13 protein-coding genes are annotated in these 15,059 nt (G+C 63.8%); 5 read left to right on the forward strand and 8 right to left on the reverse strand.

The genetic code is table 11. The features are described from left to right. The first annotated feature begins 127 nt into the window (after window positions 1-127). Complete coding sequence (locus tag J2Y68_RS03760; protein ID WP_309989929.1) at window positions 128-622, forward strand: SRPBCC domain-containing protein; 495 nt, start codon at window positions 128-130, stop codon at window positions 620-622. A gap of 31 nt (window positions 623-653) precedes the next feature. Continuing rightward, window positions 654-1,133 carry a GNAT family N-acetyltransferase gene (locus tag J2Y68_RS03765; protein ID WP_309989932.1) on the forward strand — a complete coding sequence of 160 codons (480 nt, stop codon included), beginning with the start codon at window positions 654-656 and terminating at the stop codon, window positions 1,131-1,133. A gap of 16 nt (window positions 1,134-1,149) precedes the next feature. On the opposite strand, the gene J2Y68_RS03770 is transcribed toward J2Y68_RS03765, so the two are convergent. Both J2Y68_RS03770 and J2Y68_RS03775 read right to left on the reverse strand, forming a co-directional pair. Next, the gene (locus J2Y68_RS03770) at window positions 1,150-2,169 is read right to left on the reverse strand and encodes a LacI family DNA-binding transcriptional regulator (RefSeq protein ID WP_309989935.1); all 1,020 of its coding nucleotides are present in this window, start codon (window positions 2,167-2,169) and stop codon (window positions 1,150-1,152) included. A 19-nt stretch (window positions 2,170-2,188) separates the two neighbouring features. Continuing rightward, window positions 2,189-3,931: a glycoside hydrolase family 13 protein gene (locus J2Y68_RS03775; protein ID WP_309989938.1), complete on the reverse strand. Its 1,743-nt coding sequence runs from the start codon at window positions 3,929-3,931 to the stop codon at window positions 2,189-2,191. A gap of 291 nt (window positions 3,932-4,222) precedes the next feature. Between J2Y68_RS03775 and J2Y68_RS03780 the strand changes: the two genes are divergently transcribed. The 3 genes from J2Y68_RS03780 to J2Y68_RS03790 all read left to right on the forward strand — a co-directional run bounded on the left by J2Y68_RS03780 (window position 4,223) and on the right by J2Y68_RS03790 (window position 7,680). After that, window positions 4,223-5,656 carry an FAD-binding oxidoreductase gene (locus J2Y68_RS03780; RefSeq protein WP_309989940.1) on the forward strand — a complete coding sequence of 478 codons (1,434 nt, stop codon included), beginning with the start codon at window positions 4,223-4,225 and terminating at the stop codon, window positions 5,654-5,656. Window positions 5,657-5,886: 230 nt separating this feature from the next. After that, window positions 5,887-7,089 (forward strand): MFS transporter, encoded by a 1,203-nt coding sequence (locus J2Y68_RS03785; RefSeq protein ID WP_309989943.1) that lies wholly within the window; start codon window positions 5,887-5,889, stop codon window positions 7,087-7,089. Window positions 7,090-7,191: 102 nt separating this feature from the next. Beyond that, window positions 7,192-7,680, forward strand: coding sequence for a pyridoxamine 5'-phosphate oxidase family protein (locus J2Y68_RS03790; RefSeq protein WP_309989946.1), 489 nt, complete (start codon window positions 7,192-7,194; stop codon window positions 7,678-7,680). Between the two features lie 84 nt (window positions 7,681-7,764). On the opposite strand, the gene J2Y68_RS03795 is transcribed toward J2Y68_RS03790, so the two are convergent. The 6 genes from J2Y68_RS03795 to J2Y68_RS03820 all read right to left on the reverse strand — a co-directional run bounded on the left by J2Y68_RS03795 (window position 7,765) and on the right by J2Y68_RS03820 (window position 14,975). After that, window positions 7,765-8,994: an amidohydrolase family protein gene (locus J2Y68_RS03795; RefSeq protein ID WP_309989949.1), complete on the reverse strand. Its 1,230-nt coding sequence runs from the start codon at window positions 8,992-8,994 to the stop codon at window positions 7,765-7,767. 23 nt (window positions 8,995-9,017) lie between these two features. Further along, on the reverse strand, window positions 9,018-10,040 hold the full coding sequence (locus tag J2Y68_RS03800; RefSeq protein WP_309989952.1) for an ABC transporter ATP-binding protein: 1,023 nt from the start codon (window positions 10,038-10,040) through the stop codon (window positions 9,018-9,020). Window positions 10,041-10,048: 8 nt separating this feature from the next. Then, a complete protein-coding gene (locus tag J2Y68_RS03805) occupies window positions 10,049-11,095 on the reverse strand; it encodes an ABC transporter ATP-binding protein (protein ID WP_309989956.1) in 1,047 nt (348 codons plus the stop codon). Beyond that, window positions 11,092-12,093, reverse strand: coding sequence for an ABC transporter permease (locus J2Y68_RS03810; RefSeq protein WP_309989959.1), 1,002 nt, complete (start codon window positions 12,091-12,093; stop codon window positions 11,092-11,094). The genes J2Y68_RS03805 and J2Y68_RS03810 overlap by 4 nt, the downstream gene beginning before the upstream one ends. Window positions 12,094-12,156: 63 nt before the next feature. Beyond that, complete coding sequence (locus J2Y68_RS03815; protein ID WP_309989962.1) at window positions 12,157-13,881, reverse strand: ABC transporter substrate-binding protein; 1,725 nt, start codon at window positions 13,879-13,881, stop codon at window positions 12,157-12,159. A 44-nt stretch (window positions 13,882-13,925) separates the two neighbouring features. Further along, window positions 13,926-14,975 carry an ABC transporter permease gene (locus J2Y68_RS03820; RefSeq protein WP_249183973.1) on the reverse strand — a complete coding sequence of 350 codons (1,050 nt, stop codon included), beginning with the start codon at window positions 14,973-14,975 and terminating at the stop codon, window positions 13,926-13,928. Window positions 14,976-15,059 lie beyond the last annotated feature (84 nt).

The raw sequence follows: 15,059 nt of genomic DNA on the forward strand, positions 1-15,059 counted from the left end.
CGGGAGGGTGTGGGAGAGTAGGACACCGCCGGACACACATTAACAGGGGAGCCCCGACCACGACGGTCGGGGCTCCACCCATTTAAACCCACACATGTCTCTCCGGCCGCCGGTAGAGTGGGTGGTCATGGAAAACCTCTTCAGCCACCCAGTGTCCGAACCCGAGCCATCCGAGCAGTCCAGCAACGAGCTGGAACCCCTGGTGGTGACTGTGGTGGTTCCATCGAACGTATCGCATGCCTTCCAAGGCTTTACCGACCATCCCCACCTGTGGTGGCCCATGGAGGAAGAAAGCGTATTTGGTGTCGGTTCGCATGTGGAGTTCGAGGAGAACCTGATCCTGGAGACCGCCGAGGACGGCCGCACCTCTGTATGGGGCACCATTGATGACTGGCAGCCTCCATTGTCCTTCCATGCGAGCTGGTACCCGGCGAGCACACCCCTGTGGTCCACGGAGATCCGTGTTGCGTTCCGTGCCGTTGACGACGGCACGGAGGTCCGTCTGGTCCACGACGGTTGGGAAGGCGCCGAGGATCCTTCGGCATCTCGGGCTTCCTACGTTGAGGGTTGGCCTCGCGTGCTCCAGCGCTATGTGAGATTCATGGGCGGAGCCGTTGCCTAGGGTCCGGCAACTCCAGGCCGATGATTGGTTGTTGCTGAAGAACGTCCGGATGGAGATGCTCGCTGACACTCCGATGGCTTACCTTGAGAGCCTGGACGCGGCGCGCCGGCAGACGGATGCCCAATGGCAGGAACGGGCGGCCGCAATGTGCGGGGAGGGTAGCGTCACGTTGGTTGCGGATGGTGGCGGTGGTGACCCCCGGCTTACCGGTCTGATGAGGGTTGTGCTGAAACATCCGCAGGAGCCGGGAGCTGCGCTGAGGGCGATGCTCATTAGCGTCTACGTGGCGCCTGAACACCGCGGGTTGGGGTTGGCCGATGAACTCCTGAACGAGGCGTGCAGGGTCGCCGGTGAGTCCCTGGCCGCCGATTGTCTTGAGCTCGGCGTCCATGAGGACAATGCGCGCGCCCAAGCCTTCTACAGCCGCCATGGATTCCGGGCTACCGGGGCGAGCCGGCCCTATCCGCAGGACCCGTCCAAGCTGGAGCTGGTGATGGAACGGCTGCTGTAGCAGGAGGGACGGCGGACTAGCCGGCGTCCGCCGGTGGAACGGCGGTGCTGGTGCGCACCACAAGTCTGGTGGGGTGCTGCGTGTCGGCGGCTTCCAGGGCCGTGCCGTTGGTGATCGCCCCAAGGAGGGTGTGGACTGCCAACGCCCCCTGGCCCTTGGCGTCCTGGTCGATGGTGGTCAGACCCAGGACGGTGCCAAGATCGTGTCCATCGATGCCCATGACGGAGATGTCGTCCGGGACGCGCAACCCGAAGTCGCGGGCGGCCAGGATGGTGCCGATCGCCATTTCATCCGATGCTGCGAAGACGGCGGTTGGCCGCTCCTCGCCGGCGAGCAACTGCCGTGCGGCGGCATAGGCGCCTTCAATGGTGAAATCCGCAGAAACGATCCACTCGGGCCTGACGGGACATCCGGCGTCGTTCATTGCCTTTTCGAAACCACTGCGGCGGGTTCCCGGCAGGTGGAAGTCTTGGTCGTAGGCCTCATGACCGGTGATGTGGGCGATCTTGGTGTGTCCCAGGCCGATGAGGTGGTTGGTGGCCTGCCGTGCAATCGCCGTGTCGTCGATCCTGATGGTGGAGGCCCCCGGCAATGGCCCGCCGATGCCCACGATCGGGCGGTGCACTGCGTGGAGTTGTTGGAGCTCGCTTTCGCTGAGTTCCAAGGAGACCGCTATGACCGCATCCACACGCTTGCGCAGGAGGAAATCGCTGAAGACGCTCTGGCGATGGGCTGCGTTCTCCCCGATGTTATAGAGCGTGAGGTCGTAGCCCGCTTCCAACAGTGCCGCTGAGGCGCCCTCCACCACCGCTGAAAAGAACCAGCGGTGGACAGAGGGCACCACCAGGCCAACGTTGTGGGTCCGGCCGGATGCCAAGCTGGATGCGTGATAGGACAGAACGAACCCAAGCTCGGATGCGGCGGTCCGGGCACGTTCGCGGCTGGCCGGGGATACGCTGCCTTTGCCGCTCAGGGCGCGGGAGACCGTTGCTACGGACAAACCTGCACGTTCGGCAACGTCCTTGATACCGGTCATCCCGCTCCTCGAAGAAAAGTTAGCTGGCTTTAAGCCAGATTGTCTCACCCGAGCTTATTTGATCAGCAGCCTGTGGTTCAGCGCCCACTGCGGCAGAGCTGCGAAGGATCAGCTCTCCAGGGGGCAGAGGCATGGGATGGTCTCCCGTATTCATGACCACCAGGATATTTCCGTTGAGGTACGCGAGCGACGAGCCGCTGCAGTAGTCCTCCACCCATGCCAGGGATCCTTCACCGAGCCGGAGGGCGGCCCTTTCGGCCAGCATCGCCCGGTAGAGGTTAAGGTGCGACGCCGGATCGGACTCTTGCTTGTCCCTCGCCAGTGCGGGCCAGGACTCGGGTTGGGGCAGCCAAGGGTCCCTGCCGTCCCCGAAACCGGCGTTGGCGTCCTCGGACCGCCACGGCAGCGGCACGCGGCAGCCGTCCCGGCCGATGCGCGCCCCGCCTGTCCGGCTGAACGTAGGGTCCTGCCGCAGGGCGGCGGGGATGTTCGTGGAATCGGGGAGGCCCAGTTCCTCACCCTGGTAGAGGTAGGCGCCGCCCGGAAGCCCGAGCATGAACATGGTGGCCGCGGCAGCCCGCCGTCGTCCGAGTTCCTCGTTGGGGTGTAGGTCGTCTGGCCCTATGCCGTCGCCATCGCGGGGGCCAGGTCCGTCGTAGCCGAAGCGGGAAACGTGCCGGACGACATCGTGGTTGGAGAGCACCCAAGTACTCGGGGCCCCAACAGCATCGAGCGATACCAGGGAATCTGTGATGGTGTGGCGGAGGCGGTACACGTCCAGGCCGGCATGCAGGTAGGGGAAGTTGAACGCCTGGTGCATTTCGTCGGGGCGAACCCACTGCGCCAGCCGCGGGAGCGGGTCCACGTTGGCTTCGGCGCAGAGGATGCGGTCCGGTCCGTATTCTTCCAGGATGGAACGCCAGCGCCGGTAGATGTCGTGCAGGGCGGGCTGGCCGAACATGGGAGCATCCTGGCCGGGGAAGCCGTCCGAGCTGTTGCCGTCAGCGCGGCCACCCCAGTTGGGCAGGCCTGCCGCTTTAACCAGCGCGTGGGCAACATCCACGCGGAAGCCGGAGATACCGCGGTCCAGCCAGAAGCGGAGCACGCGTTCAAATTCAGCGTGGACCGCCGGATTGTCCCAGTTGAAGTCCGGCTGAGAGGAATCGAAAAGATGCAGGAACCACTGTCCCGGCCGTCCGTCCGCCTCGATGATGCGCGTCCAGGCAGAGCCGCCAAAGTGCGACTGCCAGTTGTTGGGCGGCTCATTGCCGTCAGGTCCTTGGCCGTCCCTGAAGATGAACATGTTGCGCTCGGGGCTATGAGGGTCCGCATGGAGCGCCGCCTGGAATGCGACGTGCTGGTCAGAGCAGTGGTTGGGAACCAGGTCCGCAATGACGCGCAGGTTCAGCCTGTTGGCCTCGGCGATCAGGGCGTCGAAGTCCGCCAGGGTGCCAAACAACGGATCGACGTCGCAGTAGTCGCTTACGTCGTAACCGGCGTCCCTCTGGGGCGAGCGGTAGAACGGCGACAGCCACACGGCGTCCACGCCCAAACTGGCAAGCTGCCCGAGTTCGGCCGTGATGCCGGCCAGGTCTCCCACGCCGTCACCGTTGAGGTCACGGAAGGATCTCGGATAGATCTGGTAGATGACTGCTGAACGCCACCACCCGTGTGCGTTGGAGGCGTCATGGACTGGCGTTAGCTGCGTGAACGCAGCAGTGGGCTCGTAGGCCTCAACTGAGAGCAATGAATCAACGGACATGGACACATCGTAGGAGACGGTCCCGCATATTGAAAGCGCTTCCACTTTTATGAACCCACCAGCGCGGGTTTGTGTACGGGAGGGGCTCTACTGGGGAATCGATACGGAACTTTATCTGGAAACGCTTGCATAGCGGCCGGAGGGGTCGTCATGGGAATTAGCATGACTGTGCCAAAAACCATCCCGGGCCGCGCTGGCTAGACTATGAGCACAGAAAACACTGCGAAGACTGCCGGGTTGGCGTGTCCGCGGTGCTCGTGTGGAGGGAACACCTTGTCGGACGAAATGGCTATGGCCGGTACATCACAGAAACGCACACTCGGCCAGGGGGAAGCAGCCCAGCCATCAGAAGCGCAGCAGGCATTCCTGCGGGATCTCGCAGCAGGCCTGAGCGCCGGCAACCTGGCCCAGGATGATGAAACCCTCAGCACGTACTCCGCCGACCAAGGCCCCATGCTGGAACGACACCTGCCCCTCACCGTCGTCTGGGCAGAATCCGTGGCGGACGTGCAACACGTCGTCCGCGCCTGCGCCGCACATCAGGTTCCCATCGTCGCCCGCGGCGCCGGAACGGGCGTCTCCGGCGGTGCGCACGCCACTAAAGGGTGCATCGTCCTGAGCCTCGAACGGATGAACCGCATCCTGGACCTCAACCCCGAAGACGAGACCGCCGTCGTCGAACCCGGTGTCATCAATGCCGACCTGAACGCGGCGGCGGCCGAACACGGACTGATGTACGCGCCGGACCCCGCCAGCTACAAAATGTCCACCATCGGTGGCAACGTAGCCACGAATGCCGGGGGACTGCGCTGCGCCAAATACGGTGTAACGCGTGATTCCGTGTTGGCGCTGGACGTCGTCATGGCTGACGGCTCCCTGCTGCACACCGGCCACCAAACCTTCAAGGGCGTCGCGGGCTACGACCTGACCGCGCTGCTGGTAGGCTCCGAAGGAACACTGGGCATCGTAGTGGGTGTGACAGTGCGCCTGAAATACCTGCCGCGCGAAATCCACACTATCGCCGCGTTCTACCAGGACTTCCGCAGTGCCGCCGCGGGCGTCCTCGCTGTAGGACGGGCGCGGGTCCAGCCGGCCATCATGGAACTCCTGGACAACGGCACGCTGGTGCAACTGGACGAACTGCACGGCGGAGACCTCCAAAAACGCGGCAAGTCCCTGCTGCTTATCCAGACTGACGGTTTCGGTGCAGCTGCGGAAGCCGACGTCGTACGGCAGGTCCTCGCCGACGGCGGCGCCACTGTTACCACCGAAGCCAGCGCCGAAGCCGAAATGCTGGTGGAACTGCGACGCAACAGCCGCGGCGTGGAAGTGGACGACGAATTCCGGGTAGGCGAAGACATCGCCGTCCCCCGCTCGCGGCTGGTGGACTTCGTAGCCGCCCTCGAAGCGATGGCCGAGCGGTTCAAGGTCCGGCTCAAGGTGGTGGCCCACGCCGGCGACGGCAACCTGCACCCCACCTTCTGGATGGACCGGGTAGACCCGGCCACGGACGCCGACGCCCTGCAACGCCTCAACGCAGCCTTGGACGAGTCCATTCGTGTTGGGCTCGAGATGGGCGGGACCATCACCGGTGAGCACGGCGTAGGGCAGTACAAGCTGCGCTGGCTGGGACTGGAGCAGCCTGAGCCCGTGCGTGAACTGCAGCGGCGGATCAAGGAGCTGTTCGATCCGCAGGGGATTCTGAACCCAGGGAAGGCTATCTAAGGGCCGGCTAGGTCCGACATCTGGGTGGGCCGGGCCCGAAGGCCATCCGCCCCGCTCTGGTATTCCAAAGCTGGTGCTTCTCATCCTCTGGTCACATCATTTACCGCATTTACATTCGTCGGTTCTGCCCATACTCTTGTTTGGTATACCAAAGATGTTATGAGGAGAATTGCGTGCGTGAGAAGCGGCGGGGTGGGGCGGGGCTGGGTCCGAGGACGATGGCGGGTCTGATGTTGCTCGCGCTCGTGATGGTGTCCATTAATCTTCGGCCGGCCATTACTACGGTCGCCGGGGTGATGAACCAGGTGCCTGGAGTGTTCGGGCTCGATCCTGCGCTGCTCCCGCTACTGGGGACGTTGCCGGTGTTGGCCTTCGGGATTTCGGGACCTATCGGACCGCGGCTCGCTCGACGACTGGGGACGGGGCGGGCCGTCGCGGTGGCGCTCATGGTGTTGGCTGCAGCATTGATCGTCCGTGCGACAGTGCCCGCACTCCTGCTCCCGGGCACTTTCCTGGCTGGCATGGCCATCATGACCGCCAGCGTGCTGGTTCCCCAGATCGTCAAAGCCAATCGGGGAACAGGCTGGTGGACGGGTCTTTGCACCATGGGATTCGGACTGGGCGCCGCGCTCGGGGCTGGCCTGGTCCAGCCACTGGAGCGGGCCTTCGGCGGAAACCTGCCGTCAGCACTTGCCGTCTGGGCCGTACCGGCCCTGCTGGGAGCCTTCCTGATCCACCGCTCCGGAGGACGCACGACGCCGGTACCCGCCGCGGCCGGAACAGCCGGCCAGGTGCCTGGTACAGCCAGTCCACTCAGGAAGCAGCGCACGGCATGGGCCGTCACGGCGTTCTTCGGGTTGCAGGCCATGCTCTACTTCGCCATCACGTCATGGCTGGCTGTGTACCTGGTATCCCGGGGACTTTTGCCTTCGGACGCTGCGGCCCTACTGGCATGGTTCAGCCTCGCTGGGTTGCCGGCCAGCCTCCTTGCTCCCGTTTTGGCCGCCCGTCCCCGGATACTCCGCATCATGGCTCCCGGACTCGGAATGTCCGTAGCCCTCGCGCTCGTGGGGGTGCTTGTGGCACCAGTTGAGCTCCAGTTCCTCATGGTCGGCATACTCGGGTTTGTCCAAAGCGCAGGTTTTGGCCTGGCAATGGCACTGGTGGTGATCCGCTCAGCGGGGCCGCAGTCAGCCGGGCGACTCTCGGCCATGAGCCAGGGGTTCGGCTTTGCGCTCGCTTCGCTCGGTCCCTTGGGCGCCGGGTTGCTTCACACCATGACGGGCGGGTGGGAAGTAACGTTCTGGGTGCTCGCGGCCGAGGCCGTTGTGCTGGCCGGGGCAGGCTTCCTTGCCATTCGTGGGCCCTTGGTGAGTGTCGAACCGGCCGAGGTGTCCCTGCAAACCCAGGCGAAGCCATCACCGGTTCGCTGATGCGCCTCGGAGCCCGGTGGAACCACGCGACTCCGCGGACGGCCGCTCCGGAGGTAGGCGGAGGCCTTTTGGGTGGGTACTCTGCGGCGTATCCTCGGCGATATGACGAACTCACCATCAGGGACGAATCAGCCAGCCACACCCGCTACGGAAGTCCTTGAAACCAACGAATGTTGGGAGCTCCTTCGCGGCGTTTCAGTGGGCAGGCTTGCTGTTTGGGTGGACGATCACCCCGACATCTTCCCCGTGAACTACAAAGTGGACCACGGAACCATGGTCTTCAGAACCGGCGAAGGAACCAAGCTCCATGCGGCTCTCAGCGACACCCCGGTGGCCATTGAGGCTGATGGGGTGAACTCCGAAACCGGCGTGGCGTGGAGCGTAGTGGTCAAGGGCCAGGCGTCCGCGGTGAACCTGACCCAGGACGTGCTGGATACGATCGGGCTCCTGCTGTTTCCGTGGGAAGCCGGCCAGAAGGACCAGTTCATCCGGATCACTCCCGGCCAGGTCACGGGTCGTCGCTTCACGGTCACGCCAGCTGTGACGTGGTGGACGCCTTTGGATGACGCACCAACTGCACGAAGCGAATAGCCGCTAGCAAAGAAACCCGCCCTGGTTCGGCACTCCACACGCTCAACGGCGAGGAGCATCGAACCAGGGCGGGTTTCGTAGCGGCTAGAGGAGTTCCAGCTGGTCAGCCACAACCCGGCCTGCATGGATCACGGTACGGTCCTTGCCTCGGTCCATCACCGTGGAGGCCACCGTTTCGCCGTCCACCAGGAGCAGGTCGGCGGGATCGCCGACTTCGACGCCGGGTCGGTGGGCCGTATCCTTGAGCCGGGTAGCGCTGGGGTCAAGGATGCTCGCGCCACCGATCGTGGCGATGGCCAGGCAGTGCTCGATTAGCTCGTCCTTGCGGAAACCGTGCGTGAACGCGAGCTGCCATGTACGGTCCAGCATGTCCGTGTTGCCGTAGGGGGACCAGTAATCACGTTGGCCGTCTTCGCCAAGGCCCAAACGGACACCGGCCTCGGTGAGGAGCGGGATGGGCAATTGTCCCGCAGCGGAGGGAGCGACCGAGGCCAAGGAAACGTCCAGCTCCGCGAACGCGTCAATGAGCCTGCGTGTAGTGGCCTCGTTGACGCTGCCCAGTTGATAGGCGTGGGACATGGTTACTTTGCCTTGCATGCCCAGCGCCCGGGTGCGCTCTAGCACCAGATCGGTGCTGAAGACACCCAGCTCGCCCGGCTCGTGGAGGTGGATATCGATGGGAACCTGGTATTTCTCGGCCAGGCCGAACACGATGTCCAGGTGCTTCGCCGGATCCCGGTCCAAGGTGCAGGGATCGATGCCGCCCATGACGTTGGCGCCGGCCTTCAGCGCCTCCTCCATGAGTTCCACTGTGCCTTCTTCCAACAACAACCCGGCCTGGGGGAAAGCGATGATGTCCACGGCTGCGTGACCCGCAAACTTCTCCTTGGCAGCAGCCACCGCCTCGAAGCGTTCCAGCCTGCAGTCCACATCCACCTGCGCGTACGAGCGCACCCGGGTGGTGCCGCGGGCGATCATCCGGCCCAAGGTGTCGTTGACGCGTTCCTGCAGGGGGACCTCGGCGTTGCGCCAGTTCAGGCGATCATTCATCATCATGGTCCACACGCCCGGACCACCGGTGTGCTCGCGGAATGGCAAGCCGATTCGGGTCGAATCGAGGTGCACATGGACATCGGAGAAGGACGGGAGGAGTAGCCGTCCACGGCCTTCCACCACGGTGACGCCTTCCGGAACTGCACGGGCAGGGTCATGAGGTTCGACGGCGGTGATGTTGCCGCCTGTTTCGCCCGAAACAATGCTGACGTCGCTGAGCTCATGCCCCCACGGGCGAACGGCGCGGATCAGGGTGTTCAATGTTTGCTCCTTTGGTAGTGAATCTATTGCACACCGGCCAACACGGTTGCGGCCATACCCGTGTGGTGGCAGGCGGGCGCGTCTGGGGTGGCCGGTGTGGGAATCTGGTTCATGCAGCGCTGGCGTTGTTCCTCCGGAAGCGTGCCGATCAGTGGGCAACGGGTGCGGAAGACGCAACCACTGGGTGGATTGGCCGGGGAAGGAAGGTCGCCGCGAAGCCTGATTTTTACCTGTTCCCGGGCGGCGCGCGGGTCCGGTAACGGCACCGCTGACAACAGTGCCTTGGTGTACGGGTGCAGGGGGTTGCTGAACAAGGCGTCGCGGGGTCCCTGCTCCACGATCTTGCCCAGGTACATCACTGCAACGTCATGGGAAATGTGCCGGACCACTGAGAGATCGTGGGCGATGAAGATGTAGGAAACACCGGTGTCGCGCTGGATCTGTTGCAGGAGATTCACTACCTGCGCCTGCACGGAAACGTCCAGGGCGGAGACGGGTTCGTCGCAAACGATCACCGACGGGTTCAGGGAGATAGCCCGGGCAATACCGACACGTTGCCGTTGCCCGCCGGAGAACTCATGGGGGAACCGGTTGTAGTGCTCCGGTTTCAGCCCCACTTGGTCCAGGAGTTCCTTGACCCTGTTCTTGAGGCCACCTGGCGGGTTGATCTTTTGCGCCACCATGGGCGCCGCGATCGCCGTGCCTACGGTTTGGCGGGGATTCAACGAGGCGAACGGGTCCTGGAAGATCATTTGGACCTTCCGCCGGAAGTTGTACAGGCCCTTTCCGCGCAGTTCACTGATGTCTTCGCCGTCCACGACGATCCGTCCGCCGCTCGGGTCCAGTAGCCGCGCCACCATCCTTCCGGTGGTCGACTTACCGCACCCGGACTCGCCCACGAGCCCCAAAGTCTGGCCCCGGGCCAGACTGAACGACACGCCGTCGACGGCTTTGACTGAGCCCTTGGCGGAGCCGGGAAGGAGGCCACGCTTCAGCGGGAAGTGCTTTTGCAGGTTCTCCACCTGCAGAATTGGCTGATGTTCCATGACGGGTCCTAACGCGAATTCCGGATGGTGATGATCTGCGGGCCGCTCAAGTGGCAGCGTTTGCCGTGCCCGTCCTCGACCCGCAGTTCGGGACGCTGGCTGGCGCAGACGCCGTCGCCGGCGAGCTCGGCGTACTGGCATCGCGCACTGAAGATGCAGCCCTTGGGCAGGTCAAGGAGCGACGGCGGCTGGCCCGGTATGGGGTTCAGCCGGCTTTCCGCGCCGTTCAGGGTGGGCATCGAGTTGAGCAGCCCCAGCGTGTAGGGGTGCCGGGTGTCGTAGAAGATCCCGTCCACTGGCCCCGACTCGACGCATTGGCCCCCGTACATGACCAGCACGTTGTCGCAGACCTCCGCAACCACTCCGAGATCGTGGGTGATGAGGATGAGCGCCGAGTTGGTTTCTTCCTGGAGTTCGGACATAAGGTCCAGGATCTGCGCCTGAACCGTCACGTCCAGTGCGGTGGTGGGCTCGTCCGCGATCAACAGTTCGGGTTCGCAGATCAACGCCATCGCGATCATGGCCCGCTGCCGCATGCCGCCCGAGAAGTGGTGCGGGTACTCGTCATAGCGTTGCTCCGGGCTGGGGATGCCCACCCTTCCCAGCATGTCGACGGCGGCCGCCCGGGCCTGCTTTTTGCTCGCCTTGTTGTGGACCAAGTACGCCTCGGCAATCTGGTGTCCCACGGTATAGAACGGGTGCAGTGCAGAGAGGGGATCCTGGAAGATCATTCCTATATTGCGGCCACGCAACTGTCGCATGGCGGATTCGGGGAGCTTGACCAGGTCCTTGCCTTGGAACATGGCCTGCCCGGTGACCTGCGCGGACGTGCCTTTGAGCAGGCCCATGAGCGCTTGGCTGGTAACGGATTTTCCGGATCCGGATTCGCCCACGATGCCCAGGGTCTGGCCCCGGTCCAGTGCGAAGTCCATGCCGTTCACTGCGGAGACAACGCCGTCGTCCGTAGGGAACTTCACGGTGAGGCCGCGGACCTCAAGGAAGGGGGTGCCGGCCGCGGCGCTCGCTGTTGCCGTTGCTGTACTCAACTGGGTCATTGGAGCCTCACTCGGGGATCGATGGCGGCATAGGCAAGGTCCACCGCGACGTTGGCGACGATGACGAAGAACGCGGCGAGCATGGTGATGGCCATGGTGACCGGGAGGTCCCCGGAAATGGCAGCATGCACTGCCGTGAAGCCGAGGCCGGGGACGGAGAAGATCTGTTCGGTGAGGACGGCCCCACCGAGCAGCAGGCCGATGTCCATGCCCAGCATGGTGACCACAGGCGTGATGCCCGCACGCACACCATGCTTGAAAGTCACGGTGCGGGGCGCCAGGCCTTTGGCGCGGGCGGTCCGAATGAAGTCCTCGCCGAACGTCTCAATCATGTTGGTCCGGGTAACACGGATATAGGAAGCACTGAAGAGGACGGCCAGCGCGATCCAAGGCAGCAGGTAGTTGGCCACCCAGGCCCCGGGACCGTGGGGACCGAACGGGCTGTTGATCTCGTTGGTGGTGAACGGCAACAGGTGCAGTTGGTTGACGAACAGGAGCAGCAGGAACAGGCCGGTGACCGGGATGGGCAGGGAAACGCCCACAGAAGCTGCGCCCACTATGAACTTGTCTACCGGGGAACCCTTGCGCAGGGCCGCCAGGAGGCCGAGCCCGACGCCGGTGATGGTCCACAGGATCAGGGCGCCGATGGCCATGGAGAACGTGTAGGGGAGGGACCGGGCAATGATGTCGGCTACGTTCTCATTGGTTTGGAAGGACTTGCCCAAGCACGGCCACTCGCACAGCGTCTGGGCCCCGGGGGCGCCGATCATCCGTGACGAGAACAGGCCCCGGACGTAGTCGAAGTACTGCACAAAGAACGGTTGGTCCATGCCCAAGGCAACCCGTGCCTCGGCTACGCGCTCGGGCGTGCATTCCTGGCCGCAGGCAGCAGCGGCAGGATCGGATGGGCCCAGCTGGAAGAGCGTGAAGGTGATGAAACTGACCGCGGCGAGAAGCATTACCAGCGATCCGGTCCGGCGAAGAATGAAAGTCATCATGGTGGTGGTTGCGGGCCGCCCGCTGGTGCAGGCGGCCCGCTTCTCCTTCTGGACGAAGCCGGTTTATTGCTCGACGCCGACGATCGAGAGGTCGATGCCGCCGAAGAAGTAACCCACTTGGGCGTTGCGGACGTTGGAACCGACCACGCTGTTGGTGTGGCTGCGGATGAGCGGGACGATCGGGTAGGTCTTCAAAGCCGAGCCGAACGCCTCGGACCACTTCTTACCAAGTTCCTCCGAGGTTCCGTCCGTGTTGCGCAGTTCGAACATGGCCTTGGACACTACAGGGTCGAAGTACCGGGAAGTGTTGGAGAAGCCATAGCTGGTGCCATCATTGTTCGGCCCAAGCAGGGGGTCAGCGGAGGTGCGGACCGATGCGGGGTCGGCACCGCCGCACCAGCCGGAGCGTCCCATGTCCGGAAGCTGCTCGCTGGCCAGGACCGAGTAATAGTTCGGTGCTGGAATCGGCACGAGTTCCACGTCGATTCCCAGGGCCTTGAGGTTCTGCTGGACAACGGTGCCGGTGTTCTTGAAAGCATCGCGGTTGTTGGCGTAACCGTAGGTGAGGGTCTTGGGATAGTCCTTGCCTTCCAGGAGTTTCTTGGCTTCCTCGAGCTTCGGCTTGCCGGTGGGGTCGAGCTCCAGCTCAGTTTCCACGTATCCGCGCATCTTCGCGTTCAGCGGACTCTGGGTGAGCTCCCCGAAGCGGCGGCCACCGTACTGAACCAGGATGGACTGCCGGTCCAAAGCCAGTGCGATCGCCTTGCGGACATCCGGGTCCTTGATCTTTTGGGTATTCAGGCTCAGCACATCGTTGCAGCCCAGCAGCCCGGAGGCCACGCGGTCCTTCACTTTGGCGTCTGCGAGCTTGGCGGAGTCTGAAGTCTGCAGTGCGCCATTGGAGTCGAGCGTGATGGCGTTGGGGTCCGAGTCGGCAAGCAACTGCTGGCTGATGGTGGCCTGGGACGTCGAAAGCGAGAAGCTGAAGGTGTCCGGGAGCGCCGAGCGGTTGGGGTCCGTGGCAGGATCCCAGTGCGGGTTGCGGACCAGTTTCAGGGACTTGCCGCGGTTGTAGGACTCCACCATGTACGGCCCGGAGGACACGGGGTGGTTGGTGTAGTCCAGCTTGGTGTCCTTGGCCTTCGGAACCGGGGCCGTGTTGGAACGGGAAGCCAGCGCCGGGAACTCCGCGAACGGCTTCTTCAGGTGGAAGACCACGGTGCGTTCGTCGGGTGTTTCAACGGCCTTGAGTACAGCGGAAGGATCCTTGTACGGCCCCTTGTACCCGCCGGCGTCGAGTGCTGCATTCAACTCCTGCGGCGCCTGGGTGAAGACGTCCTGCGCGAAGGTGCGCTCCACGCCGTATTTGATGTCGGCGGAGGTGATGGGCGTGCCGTCCTCGAATTTCACGCCTTCTTTGAGGGTGAACGTCCAGCTGAGGCCATCGTCGGAGACCTTGCCGGTGTCCGTAGCGAGGTCCGGGACCACGGTGGGCGGCTGGCCCGCCGTTTCTTTGGCCATGGTCAGCGTCCGGTAGTACAGCTGGCCGACGTTGGCCGTCTGGACGTAGTTGCTGTTGCCAGGATCAAGGGTCTGGAAATCGGAGGACATCAGCACATTGATGTTTCCGCCCTTGCCGCTGAAGCCGGACTTGACCACGACCGGGGCAAGTTCCGTGACTGACTGGGCCGGGTTGGAGTTGGCGGGCTGGTTCTGTCCGGCGCCACAACCGGTGGCGGCTACGGCGATCAGCACGGAAAGTGCCAAGGCTCTTGCAGGGGTTTTCATGATGCTCCTTGAGGGGGTGGTGATGCGGGGATGAATGCGGGGATTTAGTGGCGGGAAGCTTTGGGGTCCAGGGCGTCCCTTACGGCGTCGCCCAGGAGGTTGAACGCCAGGACAGTGACGATGAGCATGACGCCGGGAACGGCCAGGAACCATGGATCGCTGAGGTACCAGTTGCCCGATTGGGCGGCGTTCAGCATCTGGCCCCACGACGGTGTGGGGTCCTTGACGCCGACGCCGAGGAAGGACAGAGCTGCTTCGGCGGAGATGTTGGTGGGGATCAGCATGGTGGCGTACACCAGCACCACTCCCATGACGTTGGGGATGATCTGCCGGAACAGGACGCTCAGGTGCGAGGCCCCGAAGGACCTGGCGGCTTCCACGAATTCGCGCTCGCGGAGGCTCAGTACCTGGCCCCGGACAATGCGGGCGAGGTAGGCCCAGCCGAAGAAGCCAAGGATGATCACCAGTGAGGCCATGGGCAGGAAGCTACCTTCGCCCAGCGGGGTATCCCGGAGCCGTGACTGCAGGATAGGGGTCAGCGACAGCACCAGGAGGAGATGCGGAAACGCGAGGAACAGGTCCATGATGCGGCTGATGATCGCGTCCGTTTTGCCGCCAAAGTAGCCGGCAGCCGCGCCCAGAACTGTTCCGAGGACTACGGAAACAGCGGTGGACAGCAAAGCGATGGTGAGGGAGACCTGGCCGCCGTGGGCAAGCCTGGCGAAGAGGTCGCGGCCCAAGCCAGGCTCCACGCCCAACCAGTGCTGGGCTGAGGGATACATGTAGCCCGGGAGCGGCAGCCCGGGTGTTTGGAAGTCGTCCAGCACCTCCGGGCTGGTGTTCGACGTAAAGGGGTCGTTTCCCGACATGGCGCTCAATACGGGAGCCAGGATGGCGAACAACATGATGGCTACCACCACGCACAGGCTGAGGAGCGCGATCTTGCTGCGGCGGATTCGCATCCACGCGGTGGCGAGCAGTGAGCGCGCCTCGGCAGGTGCCTTGGACTCCGGCGTCGTTGCCGGCGGAAGCGGTGGGCTGCCGGTATTCGGTTCGATGGACTGTAACTGGGTCAACGGTTCTGCTCGATTCATGATCCGAGGAGCGCGCTCCGGAGTTCTTGTATACCAAAATAGACTAGATCAGGATCCATGCGATGTAAATCACAAATAATGTAC

Source organism: Paenarthrobacter nitroguajacolicus (assembly GCF_031455195.1).
Classification (GTDB): domain Bacteria; phylum Actinomycetota; class Actinomycetes; order Actinomycetales; family Micrococcaceae; genus Arthrobacter; species Arthrobacter nitroguajacolicus_D.